The following is a 23,885-nucleotide window of genomic DNA, read 5'->3' as shown; positions in this document are numbered from 1 at the left end:
GCGCACGCGGAGCCGGCCGGCGCTTGACCGCCGCATGATCAGATCACGGAACTGACATTACGCCGGGAAGTCCGCACGCTTCCGGGGTGCCTGCTTCATCCGCCGACCACTGCTGATTGCGGACGAGGTCCTGGTACTGCGGGCAGCGCGACAGCAGTTCCTGGTGCGTTCCGGCGTCCAGGGCATGACCGGACTCCATGATCAGCACGTGATCGGCATGCTGCACGGTGGACAGGCGGTGGGCCACGACGACCACGGAGCGGTCCTGCGCAAGCCGCGTGACGAGGTCGCGCAGACGCTGTTCGTTGATGCTGTCCAGCTGCGACGTGGGTTCGTCCAGCAGGACCACGTCGGCGTCGGTGAGCAGTACGCGTGCCAGCGCGAGGCGCTGGCGCTGTCCGCCTGAGAGGTCCGTCGCACGGCCGAGGACGGTGTCGAGCCCGTCGGGGAGCCGCAGCACCTCGTCGCGGAGCGCCACGCTGTCGAGTGCGTCGAGGAGCACCTCGTCATCCGGTGCCGTGTCGCACCCCAGCAGCAGGTTGTCGCGCACCGTCCCCTCGAGGAGGGTGAAACTCTGGTCGACGTAGGCCACGCGCCGCCGCAGGTCGTCCAGTGGCCAGTCCTGAACGTCGTGCCCCAGAACGCGGATCGTGCCCTTGTCCGGGTGCACGAAGCGTTCGATCAGCGTCAGCACCGTGGACTTCCCCGCTCCCGAGTGTCCGACGAGCGCGGTGAGCCCGCGGCGGGGCGCCGACAAGCTCAGACCTGCGAGGACGGGCTCGCCGCCATAGCCGAAGGCGACGTCGCGGAACTCGACACCCGGGGCGCCCGCGACCGGCACGGGGCGGGTGGTGGCCGTGCCGTCCGTCTCCTGAGGCAGCGACAAGAGCTCGTCGAAACGCGTGCGGGCCGCGAGTCCCGCCTGCAGTTGGCTGATGCTGGAGGCCACGATCGCCACGGGGGCGACGAGTTGGAGCAGGTAGAGCAGGAACGCCGTGAAGTCCGGCATCGACAGGTCGCCGGAGGCCATCCTGGCGCCGCCGCCAAGGATGATGCTGACGAGGGCGATCTGCTGACCGAGGCCCATCACCGGGCCGATGAGTGACTGCAGCCGGGCGCTGAAGAGGGTGGATTGCGTCAGCTCGCTCGCGTCCTTGGCCAGCGAGGCGGTCGCGTGTTCCTCGGCGCGGTACGCCTTGATGGTCGGCAGCGCGGCGAGTGTGGCGGTGAAACGCTGTGCCAGCTCGCCGAGGGCCGTCTGCTGCACGACGATACTCCGCCGGACACGGACGATCACCAGTCCGATGACAGCACCGGCCAGCGTGAAGGACCCCACGGTGATCAGGACGAGCACCCAGTCGAGCACGCTCATCACCACGAGCGTGGCCACGACCGTGATGATCGACAGCGGCAGCTGGATCGCCCCGACGTCGATCACGGAGCGCAGCATCATCGCGTCGGAGGTGACCCGTGCGACGAGGTTGCCCGGGCCCTCGGTGCGGACTTCACGCAGGGGAAGCCGCAGGGTGTGGTCCATGACGCGGGAACGCAGCCCGAGGATCATCTGTTCGCCGATGCGGGAGAGCAGATAGCCGGACATGGCCGCCGACAGTGCCCCGGCGACGGCGACCGCGGTCATCAGGATGACCGGCCACATCAGTCCGCGGGTTCCCGACAGTGCTTCGACGAGATCCCGGACCATCAGGGGCACTGCCAGAGTCGCTGCCGTCGATATCAGTGCCAACAGGGCCGCGAATCCCAGCTGCAGCCGGTCTCCACCAGCGAGATGGGCGCCCAACCGGAGCCCCGGGGCAGGTTTGTTTCGGGCGACTGGCATTCGCTTGTTCCACCTCGTGTGAGAATTTCCGGGATTCACGAGTTCATCCGTGCCGCGACGGCGGCGGCAATGGTGATGGTGACGGCCCCTGTCAGGCTTCCGACGCCTGGGTACGAGCCAGTCCACCACAAGCGCGCGAGGCAAAGTAACGACGATTCTTGGCGCCTCGCCAGAGCCCCGGAGCAGGGTGATCCGATCCTGCGCATTGGCGCACTTTCCGGCGTATCAAAGTTGACATCCGCACGGGCACTTCCGGGTGAGGGAAACGGATGCCCATGGCTCCCTGTAGCGTGACCGGACGTCAACCATCCGGATATCCCGGACGGTTGGGTTCAACGATCGATTCACCACGTCGGCGAGAAAGAAGGCACGGGCATGTTCGGCAAGAAGGAAGTCCATCTGGTTGCGCTCAGCGACATCGGCGACGCTCGCGACGCCGTGCACCAGGCCCTGTCGGATGCCCCCGGTGACGAGCAGCCCGGGCTGCGGCGCGCCGCGCGGATCCTGGACGAGCTGGCGGAGCGGGCCGGCGAGCCGCGACTGCGCTGGGCCCGGCGCGTCCTCGATCGGGAGAGCATCGACCCCGTGAGCCACGAGGTGGCGGCCATACGCGCCCTGCGGCAGGAGCTTCCGGGTCTGAGCCTGGTGGCCGCCACCGAGCTGGCGCGGGAGGTGAAGGCGGCTCAGGGAAAGTGAGTTCGCCGCCCCTGGGAGTGTGAGAGCCCCTCCGGGAACCACCCCGGAGGGGCTCTCGCACGCCCGGGCCCATCCCGAAGGAAAGTACTTGCCAGTATGGAAAGTAGATGCCATGCTGACATGCGTAAGCGTCTCCCGCCGACACCAGAACCCGGAGAACCGATGAACACCTCAGGAGCGATGCAGCCCAGCGCAGAATCCGCCGCGGCGGCGCTGCGCGACGCACGTGCCGCGCAGACCGCGGCACGGCGCCCTCAAGCGACGCCCGCCTGGTATCCCGCCGCGCACGGACTGCTGCTCGCCGCGGGATTCACCGGCTTCGGCGCGGCGAGCCTGTGGCCCCAGTGGCAGGGAGCCCTCCTCGCGGCGGCCACGCTCTGCGCCGCGGCCTTCCTCGCGGTGACCTGGACCACGATGCGCAGTTCCGGGATCGCCCCCTGGTTCGACCGGCGGGATCAAGGGGCGTCGTGGCGCTCCTGGGGTGCGCCGCTCGCGCCGTTCGCCACGGGCCTCCTGGCGGCGATCCCCTACGGAACGGCCGGCTGGTTCATCGGGTTCGGCGTGGTCGCCGGGGTTGCGTCCTGGGTGCAGGCCGCCCGCCGGCGGGCCCGCGCGCTGGAGTCGTCGTGAACCGTGCGGATGTTCCCGGCCTGGACAAGGAGATCCACCACCCGACCCGGCTCACCGTGGCGGCGTTCCTCTCCGGCTGCGCGGAGGCCGAGTTCGGCGCGGTCAGGGACTACTGCGGGGTCACGGATTCCGTGCTGAGCAAGACGGTCGCGGCGCTGGAGAAGGCCGGCTATGTGAGCGTACGGAAGGGGTATCTCGGCAAGCGGCCCCGGACCTGGGTGGCGCTCACCCTGAACGGCAGGCAGGCGCTCGCCACCCACCTCGCCGCGCTCGAAGCCCTCGCGGAAGCCTCCCGGAAGGCAGGCGCATCAGGAACGGCCCACGGTGGCGCCGGACATGACGGGGAGCACGGCAAGAGCTGACGGCCACAGCGGTGACGGGTCGCCCATTCCTGTCCGGGCCCCGGGTGCGGTGGTGTCGCACGGACAGAAAAAACCCGCTGGGCGCCTGGGGGAGGCCAGGCACCCAGCGGGGGGTGTGCGCTGTGGGCGCGAGCTGGTTCAGCAGCCCCAGTTCGCCGTGGCCGAGACGCCGGCGCCGCTGATGGCGCTGACAGCCGCGCCGCAGCCGCCGCTGGAGCCACCGATGAAGCTCAGGACCGTCGGCGTGATGGCCGGGGCGTCGGCCGAGACGCCGGCGCCGAACTCCTCGGCGTTGGTGTAGGCGGTGTAGCCGGCGAGGAGCTGGTCTGCGGTGTTCATGAGAATCCTTTACTGAATGCTTGGGTCGTACGAGGACGTGTCGCCCGAGGGTCCGCCTTTTTCAGGCGGGCATCCGGCGGGACGATCAGCGGTCGCTGATCAGCAGCCCCAGGCCTTGGTGCTGGCGATGCTGCCCGCGGAGGCGCCGAGGGAGAAGTAGATGCACTCGGGCGAGGAAACGGTGGTGATGGTGGGCGTCGCCGCCGGGGACTGGTTGTCCGCGCTGGCGCCGAAGTCCTCGGCGGTGGTGTAGGCGGTGTAGCCGGCGAGGAGCTGGTCTGCGGTGTTCACGGCGATCCTTCACTGATCGATTTGCAGGGCGGGTTTTCCCTGCCCGGCCTCTATTCGATCGCACGCACTGCCCGGAACGCCACGGAAAAATTATCGTTGATTGACCGGCCCACCTTCGCGACCTGCGCATTGTCCACCCAGGCCACAACAAGTGGCTCACCGGCCGGACCGTCAAAGATACGGTCCGCGGCGCGCCACGGCCTGACGGCGCCCACCCCAGGAATGCGGCCCGCAGAAATACCGCCCGCAGGAATGTGGCCCACCGAGGCGCACGACGCAGAAACACAATCGATGGAACGAATCCCGCGGAAACACCGCCTGCGGAAAACGCCGCCTGCGGAAACGTGTGCCGTAGAAATACGGACAGCCCCCACCAGGAATGGTGGGGGCTGCGCCTCTGTGAGTCTGTGAGCGCCGGGAGAGGCCGGTCATGTTGTATCGGGTTTCGGGCGCCGATGGTTTTTCAACGCCTGCCACACCGTCAGTTCGAGGCACGCCTCTCCCAGAGCCGTCTTGAGCTCTGTCATCTCGGCGAGGAGCCGGCTCACCCGGGGAGGCGGGCGATGGGCGTCGGCCCCCTGAAGTCCCAGCAGACCGCCTTCGATGAATGCTTCACGCCAGTCCTCGACGGACTGCTCCGAGAGGCCGGGGCGCCGCCCGGCCGCCTCGGCGACCGACTCCCGGCCCGAGATGACCCGCAGAACGATGCCGACCTTGTCCTCGACGGAGAGTTCCGCGGACGGGTCGTGGGTGCTGTCTTCCATCCGCTCACGGCCCGGTGGTCATGCCAGGCCGATTCCCGGCAGCACGGGAGAGTCCAGGTTCCGGGCCGGCATCAGCGGGTCCGTCCCGGCGTTGAGATACGCCTCGGCGACGACCGCCTCGCGCGCGACGCCGTCGGCCCGGACCGCGTGCCCGACCAGGGCTTCGGCGAGGACCTGGCAGCGGTGCTCGCCGAAGCTCAGCTTCCCCTTGCCGGGCCGCGGGTCGTCGGGCTCCCAGGCGGCACCCACCCCGTCGGCCACCCGGCGGACGAACGGCGAGGTGGCGGAGCCCAGACCGGGCAGCCCCTGGACGGACGCCGCGATGTCGCCCGCCACATGCCAGGCGTCCGCGCCGAGATAGACCACCAGGGCGTCGCGGCGCGGGAAGTGCTTCAGGGACGAGGTGACCTTGGCCCGGTAGCGGAGCTCCAGCTCCTCCATGCGGGACAGCACCGTCCTCCAGGCGTCCGGGGCCGACTCCGCGTCGGTCAGATGGATGTAGAGGCGCAGCATCTGCGATCCCGTGACCCGTCCGCGGGAGCCGTCCGTCAGGAAGAAGCCGGTCGACAGGGCCGGTCGCGGCGCCGGAATGTGCAGGGTGACGAGGTCGGAGTCCTCGCCGGGCAGCCGGTCGGCGATGCGGTCGCGGGGGATGCGTACCCGCAGGCCGTCGAGCCGGACGATCACGCTGTCCGCCTCGGGGTCGTCACTGACCACGGTCGCCTGGACGCGCGTGGTCCGGTGGGGCATCGCGGCGAAGAGCCGCTGGTCGAAGTCGTCGTCCCGCAGGCTTCGTTGCCGGGTGGTGTCGCCTTGGTCCGCCATGCCGGCATGCAGGTTCTGGTAGAAGAGCCCGCCGAGTTTCTTGGCGAGGTCGCCCGGCGTCGTGCCCTCGACGTCCTCGCCGGCGACGACGGCGCTCAGGCCGCCCTCGGCGACCTCGACCTCTTCCAGTGCCGCGGAGATCTCGGGAGCGATGAGCCCCAGGGCGGTCGTCATGAGGTGCCTTCCAGGCCGAGTACGGAGGTGAAGTTCTGTGGTGCGAGCAGCACGGTGCGTCCGATGCCGGCGGCCGCGCGGTCGCCGGACGTCAGCCGGGTCCCGAACTTGGCGCCGGCGAGCATGCGGTCGATCATGTGCCAGCCGGCGAAGGCCGAGACCCGGGTCGTGAAGCCTTCCTCGGTCGTTGGGCGCGTCTCGCGGTATCCGTCCCAGAACGCTTCGATCCGCGGGCGCAACCGGTCTATCTCGCGGGCCCCGTGGGCGAGGATGTCCTCGTGCGACGCTTCGTGGCCGAAGCTGTACGACGGGTCCTCGCTGATGGACTTGGGGATGCCCTGGATGGCCCGGTACAGCCACTCGCCGACGAATCCGCCGACATCGCGGGCGGCGTCGCCGAAGCGGAACTCCTCCCAGTCGGTCAGGTACAGGTCGTCACCGGCGAGGAGGTACTGGTCCAGTCGGACGTCGCAGTGGGCGGGCACGCGGGGCGCGTCCGCTTCCCGGCGGCGCAGATCGCGCAGGGCCGCGATCAGCTCGGCGTCCGGCTGGAGAAGGGTCCAGGACTCGATCTCGGCGAACGCGGAGTGGACGTAGACCGGCATCGACAGCGCGTCGAAGTCGTCCATCGGCGGTGTCGGGTGGGGCGTGCTGTCGAGGGTCCCGGGCTCGAGCGACAGCGTGTGCAGGATTCCGAGGATGCGGCCGGCCCTGCGGCACATGTCGTCGTCGAAGGCGTCGTCGGCGGAGAGCTCGGATCCGGACCGGGCGTCCTCGAGCCGCGTGAAGGCGACCAGACGCTGTTCCTCGTCCGATCCGAGCAGTTCGGGAGCCCGGAGTTCCGTTCCGCCGAAGCGTGACGCGATCTCCTCGAAGGCCAGGATGCGGTGGTAACGCCGCAGTACGTCCGCGGGTTCGCCACCGACCCTCTTGACGAACACCTTGGCGCCGGTGCTGGTCGTACCGGCCCAGTTGTCATTGCGCCCGATATGGGCGTCGACGGTGTCCGGGTCGAAACGGCCCAGCCCGAGCCGTTCCAGGAACATCCCGACTTCGGGGGCCTTCTCCAGTTGCACCGGATCGAAGCGGGCGCGAGTCGGCGAGGGCTTCGATTCTTGATCTGTCTTCACGGTGGCGGAGCGTAGGGACAGCCGGATGGGCCGACAACAAATGGCTCACTGTGAACCGTTGTTGTTTTGGAGGGAGTCGCCCGCCGGGCGGTATACGGGCGTCAGCACCAGTGGTGCACGGCTGCGCGAGTCCAAAGTAACGGGTTTTCTGCGACCTTTTTGCCCGTGTCCCGATCCCTTAGGGTACGCGGCATGTCCCCTCCGATGCTGCAACGCTTCACACTGCCCAACGGTCTGCGGGTGGTTCTCTATCCGATATCAGGTGTTCCGGCTGTCGGCGTCAGTGTTCACTACGACGTGGGTTTCCGGTCGGAACCCGAGGGCCGTACCGGCTTCGCCCATCTCTTCGAGCATGTGATGTTCCAGGGCAGCGAGAGCGTGGACCGGATGGAGCACTTCGGGCTCGTGCAAGCGGCCGGCGGAACCGCCAACGGATCGACGCATCAGGACTACACGGATTTCTATCAAGTGGTCCCGTCGGCGGCCCTGGAACGCGTTCTCTTCCTCGAGGCCGACCGGATGCGCGCCCCGAGACTGACGGAGGAGAACCTCCGGACCCAGGTGAACGTGGTCAAGGAGGAGATCCGGCTCAATGTGCTGAACAAGCCCTATGGCGGCTTCCCCTGGACCGTTCTTCCAGGACTGCTGTTCACGACCTATCCCAACGCGCACAACGGTTATGGGGACTTCACCGATCTCGGGCGGGCAACGGTGGAGGAGTGTGCCGCGTTCTTCGACGCCCACTACGCGCCGGGCAACGCCGTCCTGACGATCGCCGGCGACATCGAACCCGCCCGGACCGCCGAGCTGGTCCACCGGCACTTCCACGACGTCCCGGCGCGGAGCCTGCCTCCGGCCGTGGACCTGAGCGAACCGGCGCCCGGCGAGGAGCTCAGGGGCGAGCACCTCGACACCCATGCGCCGATGCCGGCCACGGCGATCGGCTACCGCATGCCGGATCCGCTCACCGAACTCGACGCCTATGTGGCCCACATGGTGCTCTGCGCCGTCCTCACCGGTTCGGGCGAGACGTCCCGGCTGAAGCGGCGGCTGATCCACGGGGCCTCACCGCTGGTGACGGACGTGAGCACCGGCTGCGGTCTCTTCGGCGCGCTGGAGGCCCGGGACCCCGACACTTTCCTGTGCGTCGCGACGCATCCGCGGGAGACCCCGGCCGGCCTGTTGCTGGACGTGTTGGACGGTGAGCTCGAGGACCTGGCGGCGAAGGGCCCAACGGAGGAGGAACTGATGCGGGCCACGGCGCTGAGCAGCGTGGGCATGAACCGCAGAAGCGACATGCTGCTGGCCCGGACCCGCGCCCTCGGCGCGCAGGAGGTGCTCTTCGGCCGGGCGGAGCTCGTGGACGAGCTGCCCGGCCGGCTCGCCGGTGTCACCGCCGAAGACGTCGCCCTGGCCGCCAAGTCGCTGCGGCCCGACTCGCGCGCCGTGCTCGGTCTGCTGCCCGCTCCGTCTTCGGTCTCCCGCCGGAACCCGTCAGAAAGCTGATCCGTGATCGACACGCCTTTGGTCCGCACTCCCTCCAAGGACGACGGCCGCACCCGCCGCAGCGCCGAGGAGATCGGCCGTACCGCTGCCGGCCCTCGTCCGCTGCCGGCCCTCGATGTCCGCCGCCGCCACGGCTTTCCGGCGATGGCCGACACGGTCCTGCCCAACGGACTGCGGGTGATCGCCGCCCGACATCCGTCCATCCCGATGGTCGAGTTGCGGATGTCAGTGCCCTTCGCCGGTGCCACGTTCGCGCACGCGGCAACGGCCGAGGTGCTGGCCACCACCTTGTTCCGTGAGGGGCGTCCCTCCCGGGCGGCCACGGACGCGGCGATGGCCCGTCACGGTGCCACCCTGGCCGCCGGCCGCTCGTCCCGGTGGCTGCACATCTCCGGGTCGGCGCCCGAGCATGCACTGGGCACACTACTGGGCGGCCTGACCGGTGCACTCGTCCAAGGCGGTTGCGAGCAGGAGGAGATCCGCCAGGTACGTCTGCGTATGGTGCGGCAGATCTCGGTGATCCGCGCGCAGCCCCAGGTGATCGCACAGGAAGCTCTGCTGACGCACTGTTACGGAGAGGTGCCCGGTCTGCAGGAGGTTCCCTTCCCCGCGCCGGTGGAAGCCGTCACTCCCGAGGCGGTGCGGGAGTTGCACAGCGCCTTCGTGCGTCCGCGCGGGACCGCGCTGGTCCTGGTGGGGGACCTCGATCCGGAACGGGCCGTCGACCAGGTGACCGCCGCCACCACGGACTGGAGCGGCGCCGGGGCGGCCGCGGCGCCGGTCACGCTCCCGCCGGTGCCCGAGGGGCGGGTGACGTTCGTGCCCCGGACCGACGCGGTCCAGTCGCAGATCAGGCTCGTCCGTCCCGTGGTGGCCCGCACCGACGACCGCTTCCCGGCCCTGAGCCTGGCCTCCCTGGTGTTCGGCGGCTACTTCTCCTCACGGCTGGTCATGAACCTCCGCGAGGCCAAGGGGCTGGCCTACCGCGCGGACGCAGGCTTCCACGACCACCTGGACAGGCTGGTCGTCGGGATCGAGGCGGACACCGCCACGGAGGCGACGGCACAGGCCTACGGCGAGATCCGTGCCGAGCTGCGGCGTCTGGTCGGCAACCCGCCGTCGGAGGCGGAGATCGAGGCGGCTCGTGAATACACGATCGGTATGGCGATGCTCGGCCTGTCGTCGCAGGCGGGGTTCGCCACCAGTGTGATGACGGCCGTGGCCCTGGGGCACGAACCGGCGCGGGTCACCACGTTCCCGGAACTCCTGCGGACCGTCACTCGCACCCACGTCGCCGATGCGGCACGGGATTTCTTTGATCCGGACACGTTCAGCGGAGTCGTTGTCGGCGACGGCGGCAGGCTGGCCTCCTCGATGAACGAGGCGGGCGTCACAGTGAGCGACACATCGCGTTCGTGACGATTTCCACCCCGGGGGCGGATGGCCGAAAAGGTCCGCATTGAGCAACCTCAAGTAAGACCCAAGTTTATTGCCCCCTGTGATGCGCCAACTATATGATCTTGATGTCGGTAGGCACGGAGAGTGCGAGCGACCGGCTTTACTTGAAAGATCGACCAAATCTTTCCAACGGGGAAACAGTGAAATCATCAGAAAAGGTTCGACTGCTGCTTGTGAACAGATTCACGACTGTTTGAGCCGCGTCTTCAGGCGATAGGCCTGGACCTGGTCTCACAGTTGTCGCAGTTCACAAGGGATGCGCCGATGGGACGGGTTGACCTCCGCTCCATTCGGCACCCGCACATCTGCCGCAAGGGCTCTCGCCGACCACGAGCCCCTGCGGGCGAAAGAAGGAGACGAGAGGCGATGTCACGCCCTCCGGTAATGCCAGCTGCCGAAAAACTGAAGATCGTCCTGGGGGTACTTTCGGGGGAACACACGATTGCGGAATCCGCACGCCGGGCCGGCGTGTCCGAACAGTCCGTAGGGAACTGGAAACGTCAATTCCTGGACGGCGGGCGTACGAGCCTCGAAGGAGGAGCCTCGCGCAACGCCCAGCGTGAACGCGATCTCCTGTCCGAAATCACGGAACTGAAGACCGCGCTGGGTGAGGCATACGTCCAGCTGAGGGTACGGAGGAAGTCAGGGGACTACCGCACGGTCCCTTTTCAGAACTCGAGGCAATCAGACAGGACGCCCAGATCAATGTCTCGAGGTTCTGCGAGATCGTGGGAATCCCGCGGCGAACCTACACGCGCTGGAAGATGAAGCACCGCCCTGCGGCCCGGCACGGCTGAGAACCGGCTGACACGGCTGAGAACCGGCTGATCCGCACATGCGCACCGACACCCCCGGCAGCGGTATCCGCCGGGGGTGTCGGTGCGCATGCGGTGCCCGTGCTCGTGAGGCACCTGCGCCTGGAGAACTAGAGGACCGACAGCGGCCCCGAGAGGGCCTGCGCGCCGTCCTCGTCGATCAGTTCCGCGACCGACGAGGCGTACTCGAGCAGTTCGGCATGCCATCCCATGTACGCGGCGAAGTCGTGCGCGTGGGTGAAGACGCGCAGCACCGCCGCGCGCCCCGCCGCCACCGGGTCGGCGGGCGCGCCGTACGCCTGGCACAGCCCGCCGAGAGCGGCGTGGTAGTCACGCGGGTCCATGATCAGGCCCGGTGACCGGCGCAGGATCGTCATCCGCCATTCCGCGAACTCGCCCAGCAGCCAGCCGAAATCGAAGTCCGCCGGTCCGCGTGCCACATCCTCACCGGTGAGCAGGCAGCCGCTTCCCTGCACGTCCCCCGCGATGACCGATCCCAGGCTCGGCGCCCCGTGCAGCGGGACGCCGTCCGCGAGATCGGTGGCCAGCGACGCGCACCAGCCCTCCACCCGGCTCCACCGGGCGGTGCCGAGCCGTCGCCGGGCCACGGTGTGGAAGGCCGTGGCAGCCCGCGGTCCCCGGCCGCCGCGCATCCAGGCGGCAAGCCGGGCCGGGCCCGGCGGCCCAGACGTGACCAGGGACGGATCCGCCGTGTGGAGCCGGCGCAGCGCGTGGCCCGTACCGACCATGGCCGGGGTGACACGGTCCGGAGTGAGGCGGGGATCGCTGCCCACACAGAGCTTCGCCACCGCGACCGCCCCCCGCACCCGGTAGTACAGGGCGTCCCCGACCGCCTCCGGGAGGGCCAGGAACGGGCGCTCGGGCTCCAGAGAGCGGATCGCGTCGCGGACGGGAGGGCTGGGAGGGGTCAGGGGCGCCGGGCGGTCGGCGCCGGGTCGACGGACCCACACATAGCCGTGGTCGTCCGCGTGGACGGCCGTGCGCAGGAAACCGGTCGCGAACTCCTCCACCGGCACGGTGGTGCCCGGCGCGAACTCCCCCACCGGCGGCACGGTGGTGCCCGTCATCCCGCCGCCTGCTGCTCGGCGTCCGCGGACGCCAGCCGCACCCGGAGGCGTTCGAGCGCGGGGACGACCTCGGGCAGCGGTGTGGCGACGGCGGCGTCCATGCGCCCGGTCGTCACGCTGAAGCCCGGCTGCGGGGGCACCACGGTGACATTGCGCCGCTGTTCGAGCGCCGCGACGTGCTGCCGGTACGCGAACGACTCCACGCCTGCGGGCGGCAGCGCCGGGGCGACGGCGATGGGCGCCCGGGTGCACTGCAAAGCGAGCAGGAGGGGGGTGTCCGCCACGCCCAGCGCCAGGCGGCTGACGAAGTGGAACGTCGCCGGATGCACCACGATCGCGTCCGGCCACTGCGCGAGTTCGACGTGCCGAGCGCCCACTTCGGGGTCGTCGGGCCACACGTCCCGCAGGACCTCGTCGCCGGCGAAAGCCGTCAGCGCGGTCCGGGTGACGAACCGTTCCGCGGAGCGGGTGACCATCGTCCGCAGCTCGACGTCGGGGTACGCGGTCCGCAGCCAGTTGACCCACATCGGCATGAACATCACCCCGATGGCGCCGGTTCCGACGAAAAGCACCCGGCGGGCGCCGAATGCCGGTGCCGACCCCGTGGGCATCTGTGTCGCCTCAGCCATGGAGCCGGTCCTCTGCCGCAAGAATCTCCTGGAGATCGGTCATGACGGCGCCAAGCCCTTCCGTATGGATCACACCGGCAGGATTGAGCACGACCTCGTCCACGCCGCCCAGCCGGTAGCGGTGGAGTTCGGCCGCGATCTCGTCGGGCGTCCCGGACACGAACACACCTGCGTCCACCAAGGCGTCCGCGCCCGCGTCCGGATCGTCCGCATACGCCTGCACCCCCGCCCGGCGCAGCATGTCGGTGTAGTGGGCCGCGCTGAGATGAGCGCCCGCTCCCCGGCGGGCCGCGAGGCGGATGTCACGACCGGGCCGGGCGACGGCGACATGGACCACAGTCGCGACCCGTGGCGCCTTGCGGCCGGCCTCCGCAGCGCCCTCGGCCAGCGCGGGCACCAGCGTGTCGGCGACGTAGTCCGCGGGCGTCATCCACGTGACGGCCACATCGGCGACCGCGCCCGCCATCCGTGCCATCCGCGGGCGCAGCACGCCGAGGCCCAGTTCGACCGGCGGGGCGTCCAGTGGGATGAGCTGCGCGTCGATGGAGTGGTATTCGCCGTCGCGGCGCGCCGGCTTCCCGTCGAGCAGCTCCCGCATGGAGGTCAGGTACTCCCTCATAGCGGTGAGGGGCTTTCCGTAGCGGGACGGAAGCAAAGATTCCTGGAACTCCGGGGCGGCCGGTCCGATACCCGCCACGTACGGTGCTCCGGTGAGCGCGGCGACCGAGCGTGCCTGCACCGCGGCGTCATACGGGTGCCGCAGAGGCGCGAGGGTCACTCCGCTGCCCATGGGGATGCGCAGTCCCATGCCGGCCAGGGTCGCGAAGAGTTGGTGCGTGTCCAGGCGCAGTGACTGCCCGAGCCACAGCCTGCCGGAGCCGCGGCGCTGCAGCAGCCGGGCGACGGGCAGGATCTGCCCGGTGTTCGTCGGCTGGATCGGGTACATGATGCTGGTCTTGGTCTGGGGGGCCATGGTGTTCATCCCTCAGTAGGAGCGTTGGCCGACGAGTTCACGGCGTGCCGTCAACCGGCTCCCGGATTCACGGCGTGAGGAGGTGAGCAGGAGTCGGGGGGCGAGCAGCAGCCCGAGCACGATCCATGCGCCGAGCACACCGAACGTCTCCCAGTGCTGCCACGCCTCCCCGGTTTCGGCGACGACCGCGCTGTCCGGCAGCAGCGCCGAACGGACGCCCTGTGCGATCCACTTGAGCGGGAAGACCTGGGCGACGATCTGGAGCCACTGCGGCATGCTCGTGACCGGGTAGAAGATGCCCGAGATGAAGAGCAGCCCGATCATCGGGATCATGACCCAGCCCAGCGCCTGGCGCGGATTGGGCAGAACGGCGCCGACCGCGGCGCCGATCAGGGCGAGGGCGATCAGCCCCAGGGTGACGACCCACAGGAGCGTGCACCACTGGCCGAAACTCTGCGGGAACCCGGAACCGGCCACGGCGACGCCGCCGAGAAGGAGGACCACGGTGCTGAGGACGGCGATCGTGACGACCATCAGGGTCTTGCCCACGAGGTAGGCGAACATGCCTCCTGGTGTGCCCCTGAGCCGCAGCAGTGTGCCGTCCTCGCGTTCCGTGGCCAGCTGCTGCGGCAGCCAGACCATCGCGACCAGCAGGAGCAGCGACGCGACACCGCCGGCGACCACCAACTGGGAGGAGGCCACCGGGCTGCCCGGGATGTTCCCGGTCTGCAGGGACGCGGCGAAGAGGAACATGCCCGGGTTGCCGAGATGTCCCAGATACTCGCGCGGGGTTCGCACGGTCTGCCGCAGTTCGGCCCTTCCCCGGTGCAGTCCGACGACGAGGGCCTGCCGGCTGATCACGATTCCTCCTGGTGCAGCATGCCCAGATAGGTGTCCTCCAGCGTGGGCCGGCGCACCTCCAGGTCGGGAACGGGGCCACCCAGCCGGGTGTGGAGGTCCCACACCAGACGGGAGGGGTCCTCGGTCTGCTGACGACGCAACTCTCCGCCTTCCGACCAGCGGACCTCCGCCTGCGCCCGGATCCGGTCGGCCAGTTCGCCGATGGAGCCCGAGGCGACGAGACGGCCTGCGACCAGCACCGCGATGCGATCGGCCAGCCGCTCCGCCTCGGCGAGATCATGGGTGGTGAGCAGGACGGTCATGCCTTCCACCGAGCTGAGCCGTTCGACCAGGGAGTGGAAGTCGCGCCGGGCCTCCGGGTCGAACCCGGTGGTCGGTTCGTCGAGGAAGAGCAGCTCGGGGCGGCCGATGATGCCCAACGCGACGTCCAGACGACGCCGCTGGCCCCCCGACAGCTTCGCGCACTCCTGGTCGGCCTGCTCGGCCAGCCCGACGGTGCCCAGCAGCTCCTGCGGGTCGCGGGGGGCGGGGTAGTACAGCGCGAAGTGCTCGACCAGTTCGCGAACCCGCCAGCGGGCGTGGTCGCGCCAGGACTGCATGACGATGCCCACCCGCGCCCGCCACGCGTCCGTGGCGTCCTCGGGGTCGATGCCCAGCACGTTGACGTCACCGCTCGAACGGCGGCGGAAGCCTTCGAGGATCTCGATCGTGGTGCTCTTCCCGGCCCCGTTCGGGCCGAGCAGCGCGAGCACCTCGCCCCGCTGCACGTCGAGGTCGACCCCGTGCAGTACGTCGCGTGATCCGTAGCGCATCCGCAGGTCGCGGATGCTGATCGCCGGAGGAGCTGAACCGGAGGACGGCGCCGCTGCCGGCGGCGCTGCTGCGGGAATGACCATGTACTGGACACTAATGTTCGGATGCTCTCCGCACGTGCCCGCAGAGGAGGTTGGCCCACGTGCCGACTGCGTTTCCCACCCTGTGATTCACCGCGTCTGACCTGGTCAAACGACTCTTCGGGCAGCCCCATGCCCAAATAAGCGACTGCGTCGCTTACTTGTCGAACGGCGGGCCCGACCACGGTGGAAGCCCTGTCGCGGCGGGCGGCGACCTCGCGCCGGGTGCGGGTGGCCGACCGGTTCGCGTACTCCCGGAACAGGACCTGGCACCGCCCGCGGCCCGCCCGCCACGCTGCGCAGCCGCACAGCGGCAAGGGGCGGGGAGGGGGTGCGGCCCCTCACGACACCACCCGTACCGGCAGCGCCCCCATCGACTCCCGCAGCGCCTCCGCCAGTTCCTCGAACTCGTCGCTGCGAGCCGCGCCCGAGCGCATCACCAGGGCGATGCGGCGGGACGGGGCCGGGTCTGCGAACCAGCCTGTTTGGAGGCGGGCGGCGCGGCCTGTCTCGACGTCGACGGCTGTTCGGGGGAGGAGCGTGACGCCGAGGCCGCCCGCGACCAGTTGGACGAGGGTGGCCAGGCCGGCCGCCGTCGTCGTCACGGGCGCGCCTTCCGTCCGGCCGGCCTCGCGGCAGATGTCGAGGGCCTGGTCGCGCAGGCAGTGGCCCTCGTCGAGCAGCAGCAGATGCAACTCGCGCAGCGCTTCGCGCGGAATGTCCTGGCGGCCGCCGAGCCAGTGGTCCTCAGGTGTGACGAGGACGAAGTCCTCGTCGAAGAGCGGGAGTTCGGTGACCCCCGGCACCCCGAGTGGGACCGCGAGCAGCAGCAGGTCCAGCCGACCCGCCGACAGGCCTTCCAGCAGCGAGGACGTCTGCTCCTCGTGGACCTGGAGGTCCAGTTCCGGGTACCGCTCGTGCGCCAGCTTCAGGACGCTCGGCAGGAGGTACGGCGCGACCGTGGGGATCACGCCGAGCCGGAGCACGCCCGTGAACGGCGCCCGCACCGCCTCCGCCTCGTCCATCAGCGCGCCCACCGCGTCCAGCACCGCCTTGGCCCGCACCGCGAGGCGTTCACCGGCCGGGGAGAGCAGCACCTTGCGGGTCGTACGCTCGAGGAGTTGGACACCCAGTGCCTCCTCGAGCGCCGAGACCGCGCCGGACAACGCGGGCTGACTCATCCCGATTGCTGCCGCGGCGTCCCGGAAGTGCAGATGCTCGGACACGGCGGCGAAGGCCCGCAGCTGTGCGAGGCTCGGCTGTTTGACCCGGTTCACCGGAAATGTTGACGCCACTGATAAGTACCTCCGATCGCGATGACCGAGTCTAGCTATTTCCGCGATCAATGCACCCTGTGCCACCATCAAGATCCGTCCAACCCCCTGGAAGACCTCAAAAGGGATCTTCCTCCACGCAAGGAGAGCGCGTGCTCACTGTTGGTGACCAGTTCCCCACGTTCGAACTGACTGCCTGCGTCTCGCTGGAGAGCGGCAAGGAGTTCGAGCAGATCACCCACAAGTCCTACGAGGGCAAGTGGAAGGTCGTCTTCGCGTGGCCCAAGGACTTCACCTTCGTCTGCCCGACCGAGATCGCCGCGTTCGGCAAGCTGAACGAGGAGTTCGCCGACCGTGACGCCCAGATCCTCGGCTTCTCCGGTGACTCGGAGTTCGTCCACCACGCCTGGCGCAAGGACCACGCCGACCTGCGTGACCTGCCCTTCCCGATGATGGCCGACTCGAAGCACGAGCTGATGCGCGACCTCGGCATCGAGGGCGAGGACGGCTTCGCGCAGCGCGCCGTCTTCATCGTCGACCCGAACAACGAGATCCAGTTCACCATGGTGACCGCCGGCTCCGTCGGCCGTAATCCCAAGGAGGTCCTGCGGGTGCTGGACGCCCTGCAGACCGACGAGCTGTGCCCCTGCAACTGGACCAAGGGCGAGAACACCCTCGACCCCGTCGCGCTGCTCTCGGGCGAGTGATCTGACATGGCTCTCGACGAACTCAAGTCCGCCGTACCGGACTTCGCCAAGGACCTGAAGCTGAACCTCGGTTCGGTCATCGGCAACAGCGAACTTCCGCAGCAGCAGCTGTGGGGCACCGTCCTGGCCTGCGCGATCGCCTCGCGCTCGCCGAAGGTGCTCCGCGAGCTGGAGCCCGAGGCGAAGGCGAACCTCTCCCCCGAGGCGTACACCGCCGCCAAGTCCGCCGCCGCGATCATGGCGATGAACAACGTCTTCTACCGGACCCGGCACCTGCTGTCGGACCCGGAGTACGGGACGCTGCGCGCCGGTCTGCGGATGAACGTCATCGGCAACCCGGGCGTGGAGAAGGTCGACTTCGAGCTCTGGTCGCTCGCCGTCTCCGCCATCAACGGCTGTGGCCAGTGCCTCGACTCCCACGAGCAGGTGCTGCGCAAGGCCGGTGTGGAGCGCGAGACGATCCAGGAGGCCGTCAAGATCGCCTCGGTGATCCAGGCCGTGGGCACGACGCTGGACGCAGAGGCCGTCCTGGCCGAGTAGGACACACGCACTCGAAGGGGCCCCGGGCCGACTCTCCTGTCGGCGGGGCCCCTTTGTGTCCTGCAAGCGGGGCTGCCTCAGCTCTTCAGCTTGAGCATCAGCGCTCTCATGTCCTCGACCAGCAGCGGCTCGATCTCCGCCATGTCGGCCAGCGGCTCTCCGGTGTCCACGTCCCAGTCGCTGTGGGCGGACATGGTCAGGACCGCCTGGCCGTCCAGCACCTCGAGGGTGATCCCGCTGCTGTCCGAGTCCCGGACGATGTACGCCTGCTCACCCAGATCGTCGATCCGGGTGAGCTTGGTGCTCGAGCCGAAGTAGTTGTGCCGCGCGGCGACGGTCCCCCCGAACTCGGGTCCCGGATCGGTCTTCTTGTGCAGCGTGTAGCCGACGGTGACACTCGGCATCCCGCCCATCTCGACGCCGTCCTCGTCCTTGGGGACCTCGTACCCGACCGGCCTCATGTCGGCGGAGCAGCCGGAGTCGTCGACGCTCTCGTGCGCGTTGCCCCATGCGTAACCCTCGCCCTCCCGCGGGCCGAGCGCAAAGGACACGGCCTTGAGCTCCGCGTCCTTGCACAGGTCGGCGCTGGCCCGGTAGCCACCGAGGTCGGGGGCCTTCGAGCCGTACACGTAGAGCCCGCCCGCCCACACCGCCGACGCGACGACCGCGCCGCCGAGCGCCCACAGCCACGCGGGGCGCGCGGGACGGGAAGCGGCGGGGGCGTCCTCGGCCGACACCAGGTCCTCGGTCCCGGACCGTGGTCCGGGGAGCTCGGCCGCGCCGTAGTGCTCCTCGCCGACCAGTTCAGGTTCGGAGATCATTCCTGCTCCTCCTGCCGCGGCGACCTCGGGGCGTCACCCTCCGGCGCGGGCCCGCCGGTTGCCGGCTTGGCCGCCGCCCCGCCCGACGCCGACGTTGCCGCAGCGTCCAGGGACGTCGAGCCGTGCGGCGGCGGCGAATGCCGCAGCGCCTGTTCCCTGCCGTACGCGCGCAGATAGCCCACGACCGTGTTGGTGACGGCCACCAGCGGCACCGCCACCACCGCGCCGCCGATGCCGGCCGTCAGGCCGCCCGCCGCGACGGCGAGCACCACGGCGAGCGGGTGCACCCGCACCGCCCGGCCGAGGATGAACGGCTGCAGCACATGGCCCTCGATCTGCTGTACGGCGAGGACGACGATCAGCACCATCAGCGCGGTGAACACGCCCTGGGTGACCAGCGCGACGACCACCGCGAGGGCACCGGAGACGACCGCACCGACGAGCGGGATGAAGGCGAACAGGAAGATGAACACGGCGAGCGGCACGGCCAGCGGCACATCGAGGAAGTAGAGCCCGAGACCGATGAAGATCGCGTCGATCAGGGCCACTATGACCGTCCCGCGGACGTACGCGGTCAGAGTGCGCCAGGCACGCGGCCCCGCGCCGGCGACTCCCGGACGCGCCTGCGACGGGACGAGCCGGAGCACCCACTCCCAGATGCGCTTGCCGTCGTAGAGCAGGAACAGCGTCGAGAACATCGCCAGCAGTATGCCGGTGAGCACCTCGACCATCACGCCCACGCCCTGCAGACCCGCGGAGGTGATCTCCTCCGTGTTGGTGCCGATCGTGTCGCTGAGGTTCTGGGCGATGTCGTTGATCTGGCTTTCCGTCACATGGAACGGGCTGTTCAGCAGCCAGCGCTTGAGCTCCTCGATACCGTCCCTGACGCGGTCGGACAGGTTGTCGAGGTTGTCCATGACCTGCCAGACGACGAACCATCCGACAAGCCCCATGATGACGAAGCCCAGGATCGCGGTCCCGGCGGTGGCGAGGCCCCGCGGGAGGCCGAGCCTGTACAGCCGGGCCACGGTGGGCTGGAGCATCGCGGTGACGAGCAGGGCGGCCACGAAGGCGAGCACCACCAGTTGCACGGCACTGATGACCCGCATCAACACCCACAGCGTGCCCGCGAGTACGAGCAACCGCCAGCCTGCCTCCGCGGCGACCCGGATACCCCACGGGATGGCGGCGACCGGATCGGGCTTGGCCGCCACGGCGGGAGCGTACGAGGGCGGCGGCGGAACGCTGTCAGGAGTTTGCGGAGCCCCCGGCAGAACATCGTCGGAGTCCGCCGTGGCTTCGCTGCGGCGCTCGTCCAGACGCTCTCCCATCCGGGTCAGCCCGGCGCCCACTCGGCCGAGCCATCCTGGAACCTTCGACATGATGCTTCCTTTTCCCCCACACTCCCCCCGGGAGTATCAGGTCACGACCGTACACGCACGGAGCCCCTCACCGTAGGACGGTGAGGGGCTCCGGAAAGTTGAGCGTCTGCCCGACTAGTACCAGTGGTTGGCCTGCCAGAACGACCACGCACCACAGGGGCTGCCGTAGCGGCTGTCCATGTAGTTCAGGCCCCATTTGATCTGGGTCGCCGGGTTGGTCTGCCAGTCGGCGCCGGCCGACGACATCTTGGAACCCGGCAGCGCCTGGACGAGACCGTAGGCACCGGAAGACGGGTTCTGCGCCCGGTAGTTCCAGGTCGACTCGTGGTTCACGATGTTGCTGAAGCACTGGAACTGGTCGGCGGGCACCATCTGGCGGGCCATCGCCTGGACCTGGGCGACCGTGTAGGACGACTGCGTCGAGAAGCTGGACGCGTCGCGCACGGAGTCACGGTTGGCGCGTGCCTCCGCCTCCTCGCGCTTGCGCTCGGCCTCCTTCTCGGCGGCCTCCTTCTTCGCCTTCGCGGTCTCGGCAGCCTGAAGACGGGCCGACTCCTCGGCGGACTTCTGCGCAGCCGCGTCCGCGGCAGCGGCCTGGGCGTCCGCCTGCTGCGTCAGGGACGAGACCTGAATCTGCGCCTGCTCACCCATGGGGATGTCCGCGAGGAGCGTCGTGTCGGCAGCGGTCGCCTCGAGGTTGTCGCCCGAGGGCTGAGTGCTGCCCGACGCGACGCCGACAACGGCGCCTACGGTGGTGACCGCAGTAGCCGAAGCGACTGCGAATCCCCGGACCGAGATCCGGCTCACACGGTTTCCTTCCAGCATCGCCCGCATAGGTGACCTCGCGAGCGCAATCTTGCCCCTGGCGCTGGCCTCCCCACTGCTTGGGTCACGGGAGGCACGGACCCGGTGGGCAACCCCTCGGGGGGAGTTGCCGCGTTGTGCTCGCGGGCGGCATACGACGGACGGGTCTTGAGTTGTGTGTTGCTGTGCACCAACCGTGGTGCGGATGTGTCGCATGCGGGGCCTGACGGAAGCAAGACTCTGCCGGAAGCCGATACCGCAAGGCAATTCTTCGTTGCGTGTGAAAGCTCACACCCCGTTTACGCCAGGGGCTTTGAAGGAACGGCGGACAGCGCGACGCCGCCCGGCTAGGCTCTTGCGCTTCGCCGGGCGGCGTCAACTGACTTGCCCTTTTTGCCAGATAAGCCTCTGGCCCTTATGGGACTAAATGTGCCCGTCCTCCAGCATTTCGGTCACGAGCGCGGCAATCTGCGAACGCTCGGAACGGGTGAGGGTGACATGCGCGAAAAGCGGATGGCCCTTCAGTTTCTCGACCACGGCGACGACTCCGTCGTACCGCCCGACCCGCAGATTGTCCCGCTGCGCCACGTCGTGCGTGAGGACGACCCGGGAATTCGCCCCGATACGGGACAGAACCGTCAGCAGGACGTTCCGCTCCAGCGACTGGGCCTCGTCGACGATGACAAACGCGTCGTGCAGCGAACGGCCTCGGATGTGGGTGAGCGGCAGAACCTCCAGCATGCCGCGGCCCAGCACCTCCTCGATGACCTCCCGGCCCGCCACCGCGGACAGCGTGTCGAAGACCGCCTGGGCCCAGGGGCTCATCTTCTCGGCCTCGGTGCCCGGCAGATAACCGAGCTCCTGCCCGCCCACCGCGTACAGCGGCCGGAAGACCATCACCTTCTGGTGCTGTTGGCGCTCCAGAACCGCCTCGAGACCCGCGCACAGCGCCAGCGCCGACTTTCCGGTGCCGGCCCGGCCGCCGAGCGAGACGATGCCGACCTCCTGGTCGAGCAGCAGATCGAGGGCGACGCGCTGCTCGGCGCTGCGGCCGTGGATGCCGAAGACCTCGCGGTCGCCGCGCACCAGGCGGACGTTCCCCTCGGCCGTGATGCGGCCCAGCGCCTTGCCGCGCTCCGACTGCAGCACCAGGCCGGTGTGGACGGGAAGACCGGCAGCCTCCGGCACGTACAGCGACTCCTCTCCGTACAGCAGGTCGACCTGCTCGCCGGAGAGAGGCAGCTCCGCCATGCCGGTCCAGCCGGCATCGGTGATGGCGAGCTCCGCGCGGTACTCCTCGGCGAGCAGACCGACCGAGGACGCCTTGATGCGCAGCGGCAGGTCCTTGGAGACGACCGTGACGTCGTATCCCTCCGCCTGCAGATTGCGCGCGACCGCCAGAATCCGTGAGTCGTTGTCCCCCAGTCGAAAGCCGGCCGGAAGTACGCCGGGATCGGAGTGGTTGAGTTCGACACGCAGGGAGCCACCGAGGTCGCCGATCGGGAGGGGGGCGTCGAGACGGCCGTACCTGACCCGGAAGTCGTCCAGCAGGCGCAGCGCCTGGCGGGCGAAGTAACCGAGCTCCGGATGGTGCCTCTTGGCCTCGAGCTCCGTGACCACGACGACGGGGAGCACGACCTCGTGCTCGTCGAAGCGGCTCATGGCGTTCGGATCCGCCAGCAGGACGCTGGTGTCGAGAACGTAGGTGCGCCTGTCGTTCATACGGCGCTTTGTGCTGTTCACCACGGAAGGACGTACCCCCTCGGACGAGGTCGGGGTGCGACGGCGTCGCGGGCCATGGGTCCACCCGCCGTAGCGGGGGACGGGCCGGGCTCAGGCCACGATGCGCGGGCCGAGCGCCGGCCCTCCGCGTGGTCCGCACCGCTGGTGCAGTCCTTCGTGTGCAAAGGGCCTCCCGGGTGAGCGGTGTCGACCGCTCACTGAGATACGACGTTCGTGGATCGGACGTCGACCTGCAAGTGGTATGCCCTCGAACAAGTGCGGCCATGCAAGAGGTGTGGCGTCGTGGTGATGAACGCGGGGTGACGTGGCCGCTGCGCGGGGCCCTTCCCCCCAACCGCCCCTTCCCGTAGCCGGGGCAAGCCCCGGACCCCGTACCGCGCTCCGCGCGGTGTCCTCAAACGGCGGACGGGCTGACAACGTCAGCCCCGCCGGCGACCCCGGCGCGGGGATCCGGGGGCGGAGCCCCCGGTTACGGGAAGGGGCGGGGTGGGGTGGGGTGGGGGGAAACGCCTGTCGCAGGCGCAACCCGCGCCGGCCCCACCCCCCGGAGGCGTCAGGCGCCGTAGCGGCGGTGGCGTGCCGCGTAGTCCCTCAGCGCACGCAAGAAGTCGACCTTGCGGAACGCCGGCCAGAAGACCTCGCAGAAGTAGTACTCGGAGTGCGCGCTCTGCCAGAGCATGAACCCCGACAGCCGCTGCTCCCCGCTCGTGCGGATCACCAGGTCCGGATCGGGCTGCCCCCGGGTGTACAGGTGCTCCGAGATGTGCTCGACGTCCACGATCTCCGCGAGTTCCTCGAAGCTGGTGCCCTTGCGCGCGTGCTCCAGCAGCAGGGACCGCACCGCGTCCGCGATCTCCTGGCGGCCGCCGTAGCCGACGGCGACGTTGACCAGTATTCCGTCGATGTCCGCCGTGGCCTGCTCGGCCTCTTTCAGCACCGTCTGGGTGTGCGCCGGCAGCAGGTCCAGCGTTCCCACGTGGTGCACGCGCCAGCGCCCGTCGGCGGCGAGGTTGCGCACGGTGTTCTCGATGATGCCGAGGAGCGGGGTCAGCTCTTCCGCGGGCCGGTCGAAGTTGTCCGTCGACAGGAGCCAGAGGGTGACGACCTCGACGTCCGTCTCGGCGCACCAGCCGAGCAGCTCGGAAATCTTGTCGGCGCCGGCCTGGTGCCCCTGTGCGGCCGTGCCACCCGAAGCCTTGGCCCAGCGGCGGTTGCCGTCGAGGATCACCCCGATGTGCTTGGGCACCTGGTCGTGGTCGAGGCGGCCTTCCACCCGGCGTGCGTAGAGCCCGTACACCAGGTCGCGCAGGTTCACTGTTGTTACACCCCTCCATGCGGCAGTC

At 69.4% G+C, this 23,885-nt stretch carries 25 protein-coding genes; 8 read left to right on the top strand and 17 right to left on the bottom strand.

Annotated elements, in window-relative coordinates; genetic code table 11:
- Positions 1–43 precede the first annotated feature (43 nt).
- A complete protein-coding gene (locus ACIQ7Q_RS02690; protein WP_403855516.1) occupies positions 44–1,837 on the bottom strand; it encodes an ABC transporter ATP-binding protein in 1,794 nt (597 codons plus the stop codon).
- A 375-nt stretch (positions 1,838–2,212) separates the two neighbouring features.
- On the opposite strand from ACIQ7Q_RS02690, the gene ACIQ7Q_RS02685 reads away from it, so the two are divergent.
- The 3 genes from ACIQ7Q_RS02685 (at position 2,213) to ACIQ7Q_RS02675 (ending at position 3,525) form a co-directional block, all read left to right on the top strand.
- A complete protein-coding gene (locus ACIQ7Q_RS02685; protein WP_403855514.1) occupies positions 2,213–2,533 on the top strand; it encodes a hypothetical protein in 321 nt (106 codons plus the stop codon).
- A 162-nt stretch (positions 2,534–2,695) separates the two neighbouring features.
- On the top strand, positions 2,696–3,163 hold the full coding sequence (locus ACIQ7Q_RS02680) for a hypothetical protein (RefSeq protein WP_403855512.1): 468 nt from the start codon (positions 2,696–2,698) through the stop codon (positions 3,161–3,163).
- Positions 3,160–3,525 (top strand): transcriptional regulator, encoded by a 366-nt coding sequence (locus ACIQ7Q_RS02675; protein WP_403855510.1) that lies wholly within the window; start codon positions 3,160–3,162, stop codon positions 3,523–3,525. Before ACIQ7Q_RS02680 ends, ACIQ7Q_RS02675 begins: the two co-directional genes overlap by 4 nt.
- 138 nt (positions 3,526–3,663) lie before the next feature.
- On the opposite strand, the gene ACIQ7Q_RS02670 is transcribed toward ACIQ7Q_RS02675, so the two are convergent.
- From ACIQ7Q_RS02670 to lxmK, 5 genes are all read right to left on the bottom strand, one after another.
- On the bottom strand, positions 3,664–3,864 hold the full coding sequence (locus tag ACIQ7Q_RS02670; protein WP_215178515.1) for an LxmA leader domain family RiPP: 201 nt from the start codon (positions 3,862–3,864) through the stop codon (positions 3,664–3,666).
- Positions 3,865–3,963: 99 nt separating this feature from the next.
- The gene (locus tag ACIQ7Q_RS02665) at positions 3,964–4,155 is read right to left on the bottom strand and encodes an LxmA leader domain family RiPP (RefSeq protein WP_215178513.1); all 192 of its coding nucleotides are present in this window, start codon (positions 4,153–4,155) and stop codon (positions 3,964–3,966) included.
- Positions 4,156–4,583: 428 nt separating this feature from the next.
- The gene (locus ACIQ7Q_RS02660; protein ID WP_403855508.1) at positions 4,584–4,919 is read right to left on the bottom strand and encodes a helix-turn-helix domain-containing protein; all 336 of its coding nucleotides are present in this window, start codon (positions 4,917–4,919) and stop codon (positions 4,584–4,586) included.
- Between the two features lie 18 nt (positions 4,920–4,937).
- A complete protein-coding gene (locus ACIQ7Q_RS02655; protein WP_403855506.1) occupies positions 4,938–5,918 on the bottom strand; it encodes a T3SS effector HopA1 family protein in 981 nt (326 codons plus the stop codon).
- The gene (lxmK, locus tag ACIQ7Q_RS02650) at positions 5,915–7,048 is read right to left on the bottom strand and encodes a class V lanthionine synthetase subunit LxmK (RefSeq protein WP_403855504.1); all 1,134 of its coding nucleotides are present in this window, start codon (positions 7,046–7,048) and stop codon (positions 5,915–5,917) included. The genes ACIQ7Q_RS02655 and lxmK overlap by 4 nt, the downstream gene beginning before the upstream one ends.
- A 192-nt stretch (positions 7,049–7,240) precedes the next feature.
- Between lxmK and ACIQ7Q_RS02645 the strand changes: the two genes are divergently transcribed.
- The 3 genes from ACIQ7Q_RS02645 (at position 7,241) to ACIQ7Q_RS02635 (ending at position 10,780) form a co-directional block, all read left to right on the top strand.
- Complete coding sequence (locus ACIQ7Q_RS02645; RefSeq protein ID WP_403855502.1) at positions 7,241–8,554, top strand: M16 family metallopeptidase; 1,314 nt, start codon at positions 7,241–7,243, stop codon at positions 8,552–8,554.
- A 3-nt stretch (positions 8,555–8,557) separates the two neighbouring features.
- A complete protein-coding gene (locus tag ACIQ7Q_RS02640) occupies positions 8,558–9,973 on the top strand; it encodes a M16 family metallopeptidase (RefSeq protein WP_403855500.1) in 1,416 nt (471 codons plus the stop codon).
- Positions 9,974–10,276: 303 nt separating this feature from the next.
- The gene (locus ACIQ7Q_RS02635; RefSeq protein ID WP_403855498.1) at positions 10,277–10,780 is read left to right on the top strand and encodes a transposase; all 504 of its coding nucleotides are present in this window, start codon (positions 10,277–10,279) and stop codon (positions 10,778–10,780) included.
- 157 nt (positions 10,781–10,937) lie between these two features.
- Here the strand turns inward: ACIQ7Q_RS02635 and ACIQ7Q_RS02630 are convergent, their stop codons facing one another.
- The 6 genes from ACIQ7Q_RS02630 to ACIQ7Q_RS02605 all read right to left on the bottom strand — a co-directional run bounded on the left by ACIQ7Q_RS02630 (position 10,938) and on the right by ACIQ7Q_RS02605 (position 16,566).
- Positions 10,938–11,915: a hypothetical protein gene (locus ACIQ7Q_RS02630; protein ID WP_403855496.1), complete on the bottom strand. Its 978-nt coding sequence runs from the start codon at positions 11,913–11,915 to the stop codon at positions 10,938–10,940.
- Positions 11,912–12,544, bottom strand: coding sequence for a flavoprotein (locus tag ACIQ7Q_RS02625; RefSeq protein ID WP_403855494.1), 633 nt, complete (start codon positions 12,542–12,544; stop codon positions 11,912–11,914). The genes ACIQ7Q_RS02630 and ACIQ7Q_RS02625 overlap by 4 nt, the downstream gene beginning before the upstream one ends.
- On the bottom strand, positions 12,537–13,517 hold the full coding sequence (locus ACIQ7Q_RS02620; RefSeq protein ID WP_403855492.1) for an LLM class flavin-dependent oxidoreductase: 981 nt from the start codon (positions 13,515–13,517) through the stop codon (positions 12,537–12,539). Before ACIQ7Q_RS02620 ends, ACIQ7Q_RS02625 begins: the two co-directional genes overlap by 8 nt.
- Positions 13,518–13,529: 12 nt before the next feature.
- Positions 13,530–14,378 (bottom strand): ABC transporter permease, encoded by an 849-nt coding sequence (locus tag ACIQ7Q_RS02615; protein ID WP_403855490.1) that lies wholly within the window; start codon positions 14,376–14,378, stop codon positions 13,530–13,532.
- On the bottom strand, positions 14,375–15,274 hold the full coding sequence (locus ACIQ7Q_RS02610; protein WP_403855488.1) for an ABC transporter ATP-binding protein: 900 nt from the start codon (positions 15,272–15,274) through the stop codon (positions 14,375–14,377). Before ACIQ7Q_RS02610 ends, ACIQ7Q_RS02615 begins: the two co-directional genes overlap by 4 nt.
- 338 nt (positions 15,275–15,612) lie before the next feature.
- Positions 15,613–16,566, bottom strand: coding sequence for a hydrogen peroxide-inducible genes activator (locus ACIQ7Q_RS02605; protein WP_403855486.1), 954 nt, complete (start codon positions 16,564–16,566; stop codon positions 15,613–15,615).
- A 131-nt stretch (positions 16,567–16,697) separates the two neighbouring features.
- Between ACIQ7Q_RS02605 and ACIQ7Q_RS02600 the strand changes: the two genes are divergently transcribed.
- Positions 16,698–17,252 (top strand): peroxiredoxin, encoded by a 555-nt coding sequence (locus ACIQ7Q_RS02600; protein WP_403855484.1) that lies wholly within the window; start codon positions 16,698–16,700, stop codon positions 17,250–17,252.
- 6 nt (positions 17,253–17,258) lie between these two features.
- Positions 17,259–17,792 (top strand): alkyl hydroperoxide reductase, encoded by a 534-nt coding sequence (locus tag ACIQ7Q_RS02595; RefSeq protein ID WP_403855482.1) that lies wholly within the window; start codon positions 17,259–17,261, stop codon positions 17,790–17,792.
- Positions 17,793–17,869: 77 nt separating this feature from the next.
- Here the strand turns inward: ACIQ7Q_RS02595 and ACIQ7Q_RS02590 are convergent, their stop codons facing one another.
- The 5 genes from ACIQ7Q_RS02590 to ACIQ7Q_RS02570 form a co-directional block, all read right to left on the bottom strand.
- Entirely contained in the window at positions 17,870–18,613 is a 744-nt protein-coding gene (locus ACIQ7Q_RS02590) for a hypothetical protein (protein WP_403855480.1), read from the bottom strand.
- On the bottom strand, positions 18,610–19,995 hold the full coding sequence (locus tag ACIQ7Q_RS02585; protein ID WP_403855478.1) for an AI-2E family transporter: 1,386 nt from the start codon (positions 19,993–19,995) through the stop codon (positions 18,610–18,612). The genes ACIQ7Q_RS02590 and ACIQ7Q_RS02585 overlap by 4 nt, the downstream gene beginning before the upstream one ends.
- 114 nt (positions 19,996–20,109) lie before the next feature.
- Complete coding sequence (locus tag ACIQ7Q_RS02580) at positions 20,110–20,820, bottom strand: transglycosylase SLT domain-containing protein (protein ID WP_403855476.1); 711 nt, start codon at positions 20,818–20,820, stop codon at positions 20,110–20,112.
- A 402-nt stretch (positions 20,821–21,222) separates the two neighbouring features.
- Positions 21,223–22,545, bottom strand: a complete 1,323-nt coding sequence (locus ACIQ7Q_RS02575; protein WP_403855474.1) for a PhoH family protein — start codon at positions 22,543–22,545, stop codon at positions 21,223–21,225.
- 550 nt (positions 22,546–23,095) lie between these two features.
- Positions 23,096–23,857, bottom strand: coding sequence for an isoprenyl transferase (locus tag ACIQ7Q_RS02570; RefSeq protein ID WP_403855472.1), 762 nt, complete (start codon positions 23,855–23,857; stop codon positions 23,096–23,098).
- Positions 23,858–23,885 lie beyond the last annotated feature (28 nt).

This window comes from Streptomyces sp. NPDC096176 (assembly GCF_044763255.1).
Taxonomy (GTDB): domain Bacteria; phylum Actinomycetota; class Actinomycetes; order Streptomycetales; family Streptomycetaceae; genus Streptomyces.
This window is presented reverse-complemented; position numbering and strand designations above follow the sequence as displayed.

Excerpts from the sequence above, each read along its gene's own strand:
- ACIQ7Q_RS02580 (WP_403855476.1), bottom strand. The coding sequence starts at position 20,820 with ATGCTGGAAGGAAACCGTGTGAGCCGGATCTCGGTCCGGGGATTCGCA.
- ACIQ7Q_RS02635 (WP_403855498.1), top strand. The coding sequence starts at position 10,277 with ATGGGACGGGTTGACCTCCGCTCCATTCGGCACCCGCACATCTGCCGC.
- ACIQ7Q_RS02690 (WP_403855516.1), bottom strand. The coding sequence starts at position 1,837 with ATGCCAGTCGCCCGAAACAAACCTGCCCCGGGGCTCCGGTTGGGCGCC.
- ACIQ7Q_RS02660 (WP_403855508.1), bottom strand. The coding sequence starts at position 4,919 with ATGGAAGACAGCACCCACGACCCGTCCGCGGAACTCTCCGTCGAGGAC.
- ACIQ7Q_RS02670 (WP_215178515.1), bottom strand. The coding sequence starts at position 3,864 with ATGAACACCGCAGACCAGCTCCTCGCCGGCTACACCGCCTACACCAAC.
- ACIQ7Q_RS02620 (WP_403855492.1), bottom strand. The coding sequence starts at position 13,517 with ATGGCCCCCCAGACCAAGACCAGCATCATGTACCCGATCCAGCCGACG.
- ACIQ7Q_RS02645 (WP_403855502.1), top strand. The coding sequence starts at position 7,241 with ATGTCCCCTCCGATGCTGCAACGCTTCACACTGCCCAACGGTCTGCGG.
- ACIQ7Q_RS02630 (WP_403855496.1), bottom strand. The coding sequence starts at position 11,915 with ATGACGGGCACCACCGTGCCGCCGGTGGGGGAGTTCGCGCCGGGCACC.
- ACIQ7Q_RS02595 (WP_403855482.1), top strand. The coding sequence starts at position 17,259 with ATGGCTCTCGACGAACTCAAGTCCGCCGTACCGGACTTCGCCAAGGAC.
- ACIQ7Q_RS02610 (WP_403855488.1), bottom strand. The coding sequence starts at position 15,274 with ATGGTCATTCCCGCAGCAGCGCCGCCGGCAGCGGCGCCGTCCTCCGGT.
- ACIQ7Q_RS02680 (WP_403855512.1), top strand. The coding sequence starts at position 2,696 with ATGAACACCTCAGGAGCGATGCAGCCCAGCGCAGAATCCGCCGCGGCG.
- ACIQ7Q_RS02685 (WP_403855514.1), top strand. The coding sequence starts at position 2,213 with ATGTTCGGCAAGAAGGAAGTCCATCTGGTTGCGCTCAGCGACATCGGC.
- ACIQ7Q_RS02590 (WP_403855480.1), bottom strand. The coding sequence starts at position 18,613 with ATGATCTCCGAACCTGAACTGGTCGGCGAGGAGCACTACGGCGCGGCC.
- ACIQ7Q_RS02625 (WP_403855494.1), bottom strand. The coding sequence starts at position 12,544 with ATGGCTGAGGCGACACAGATGCCCACGGGGTCGGCACCGGCATTCGGC.
- ACIQ7Q_RS02655 (WP_403855506.1), bottom strand. The coding sequence starts at position 5,918 with ATGACGACCGCCCTGGGGCTCATCGCTCCCGAGATCTCCGCGGCACTG.
- ACIQ7Q_RS02585 (WP_403855478.1), bottom strand. The coding sequence starts at position 19,995 with ATGTCGAAGGTTCCAGGATGGCTCGGCCGAGTGGGCGCCGGGCTGACC.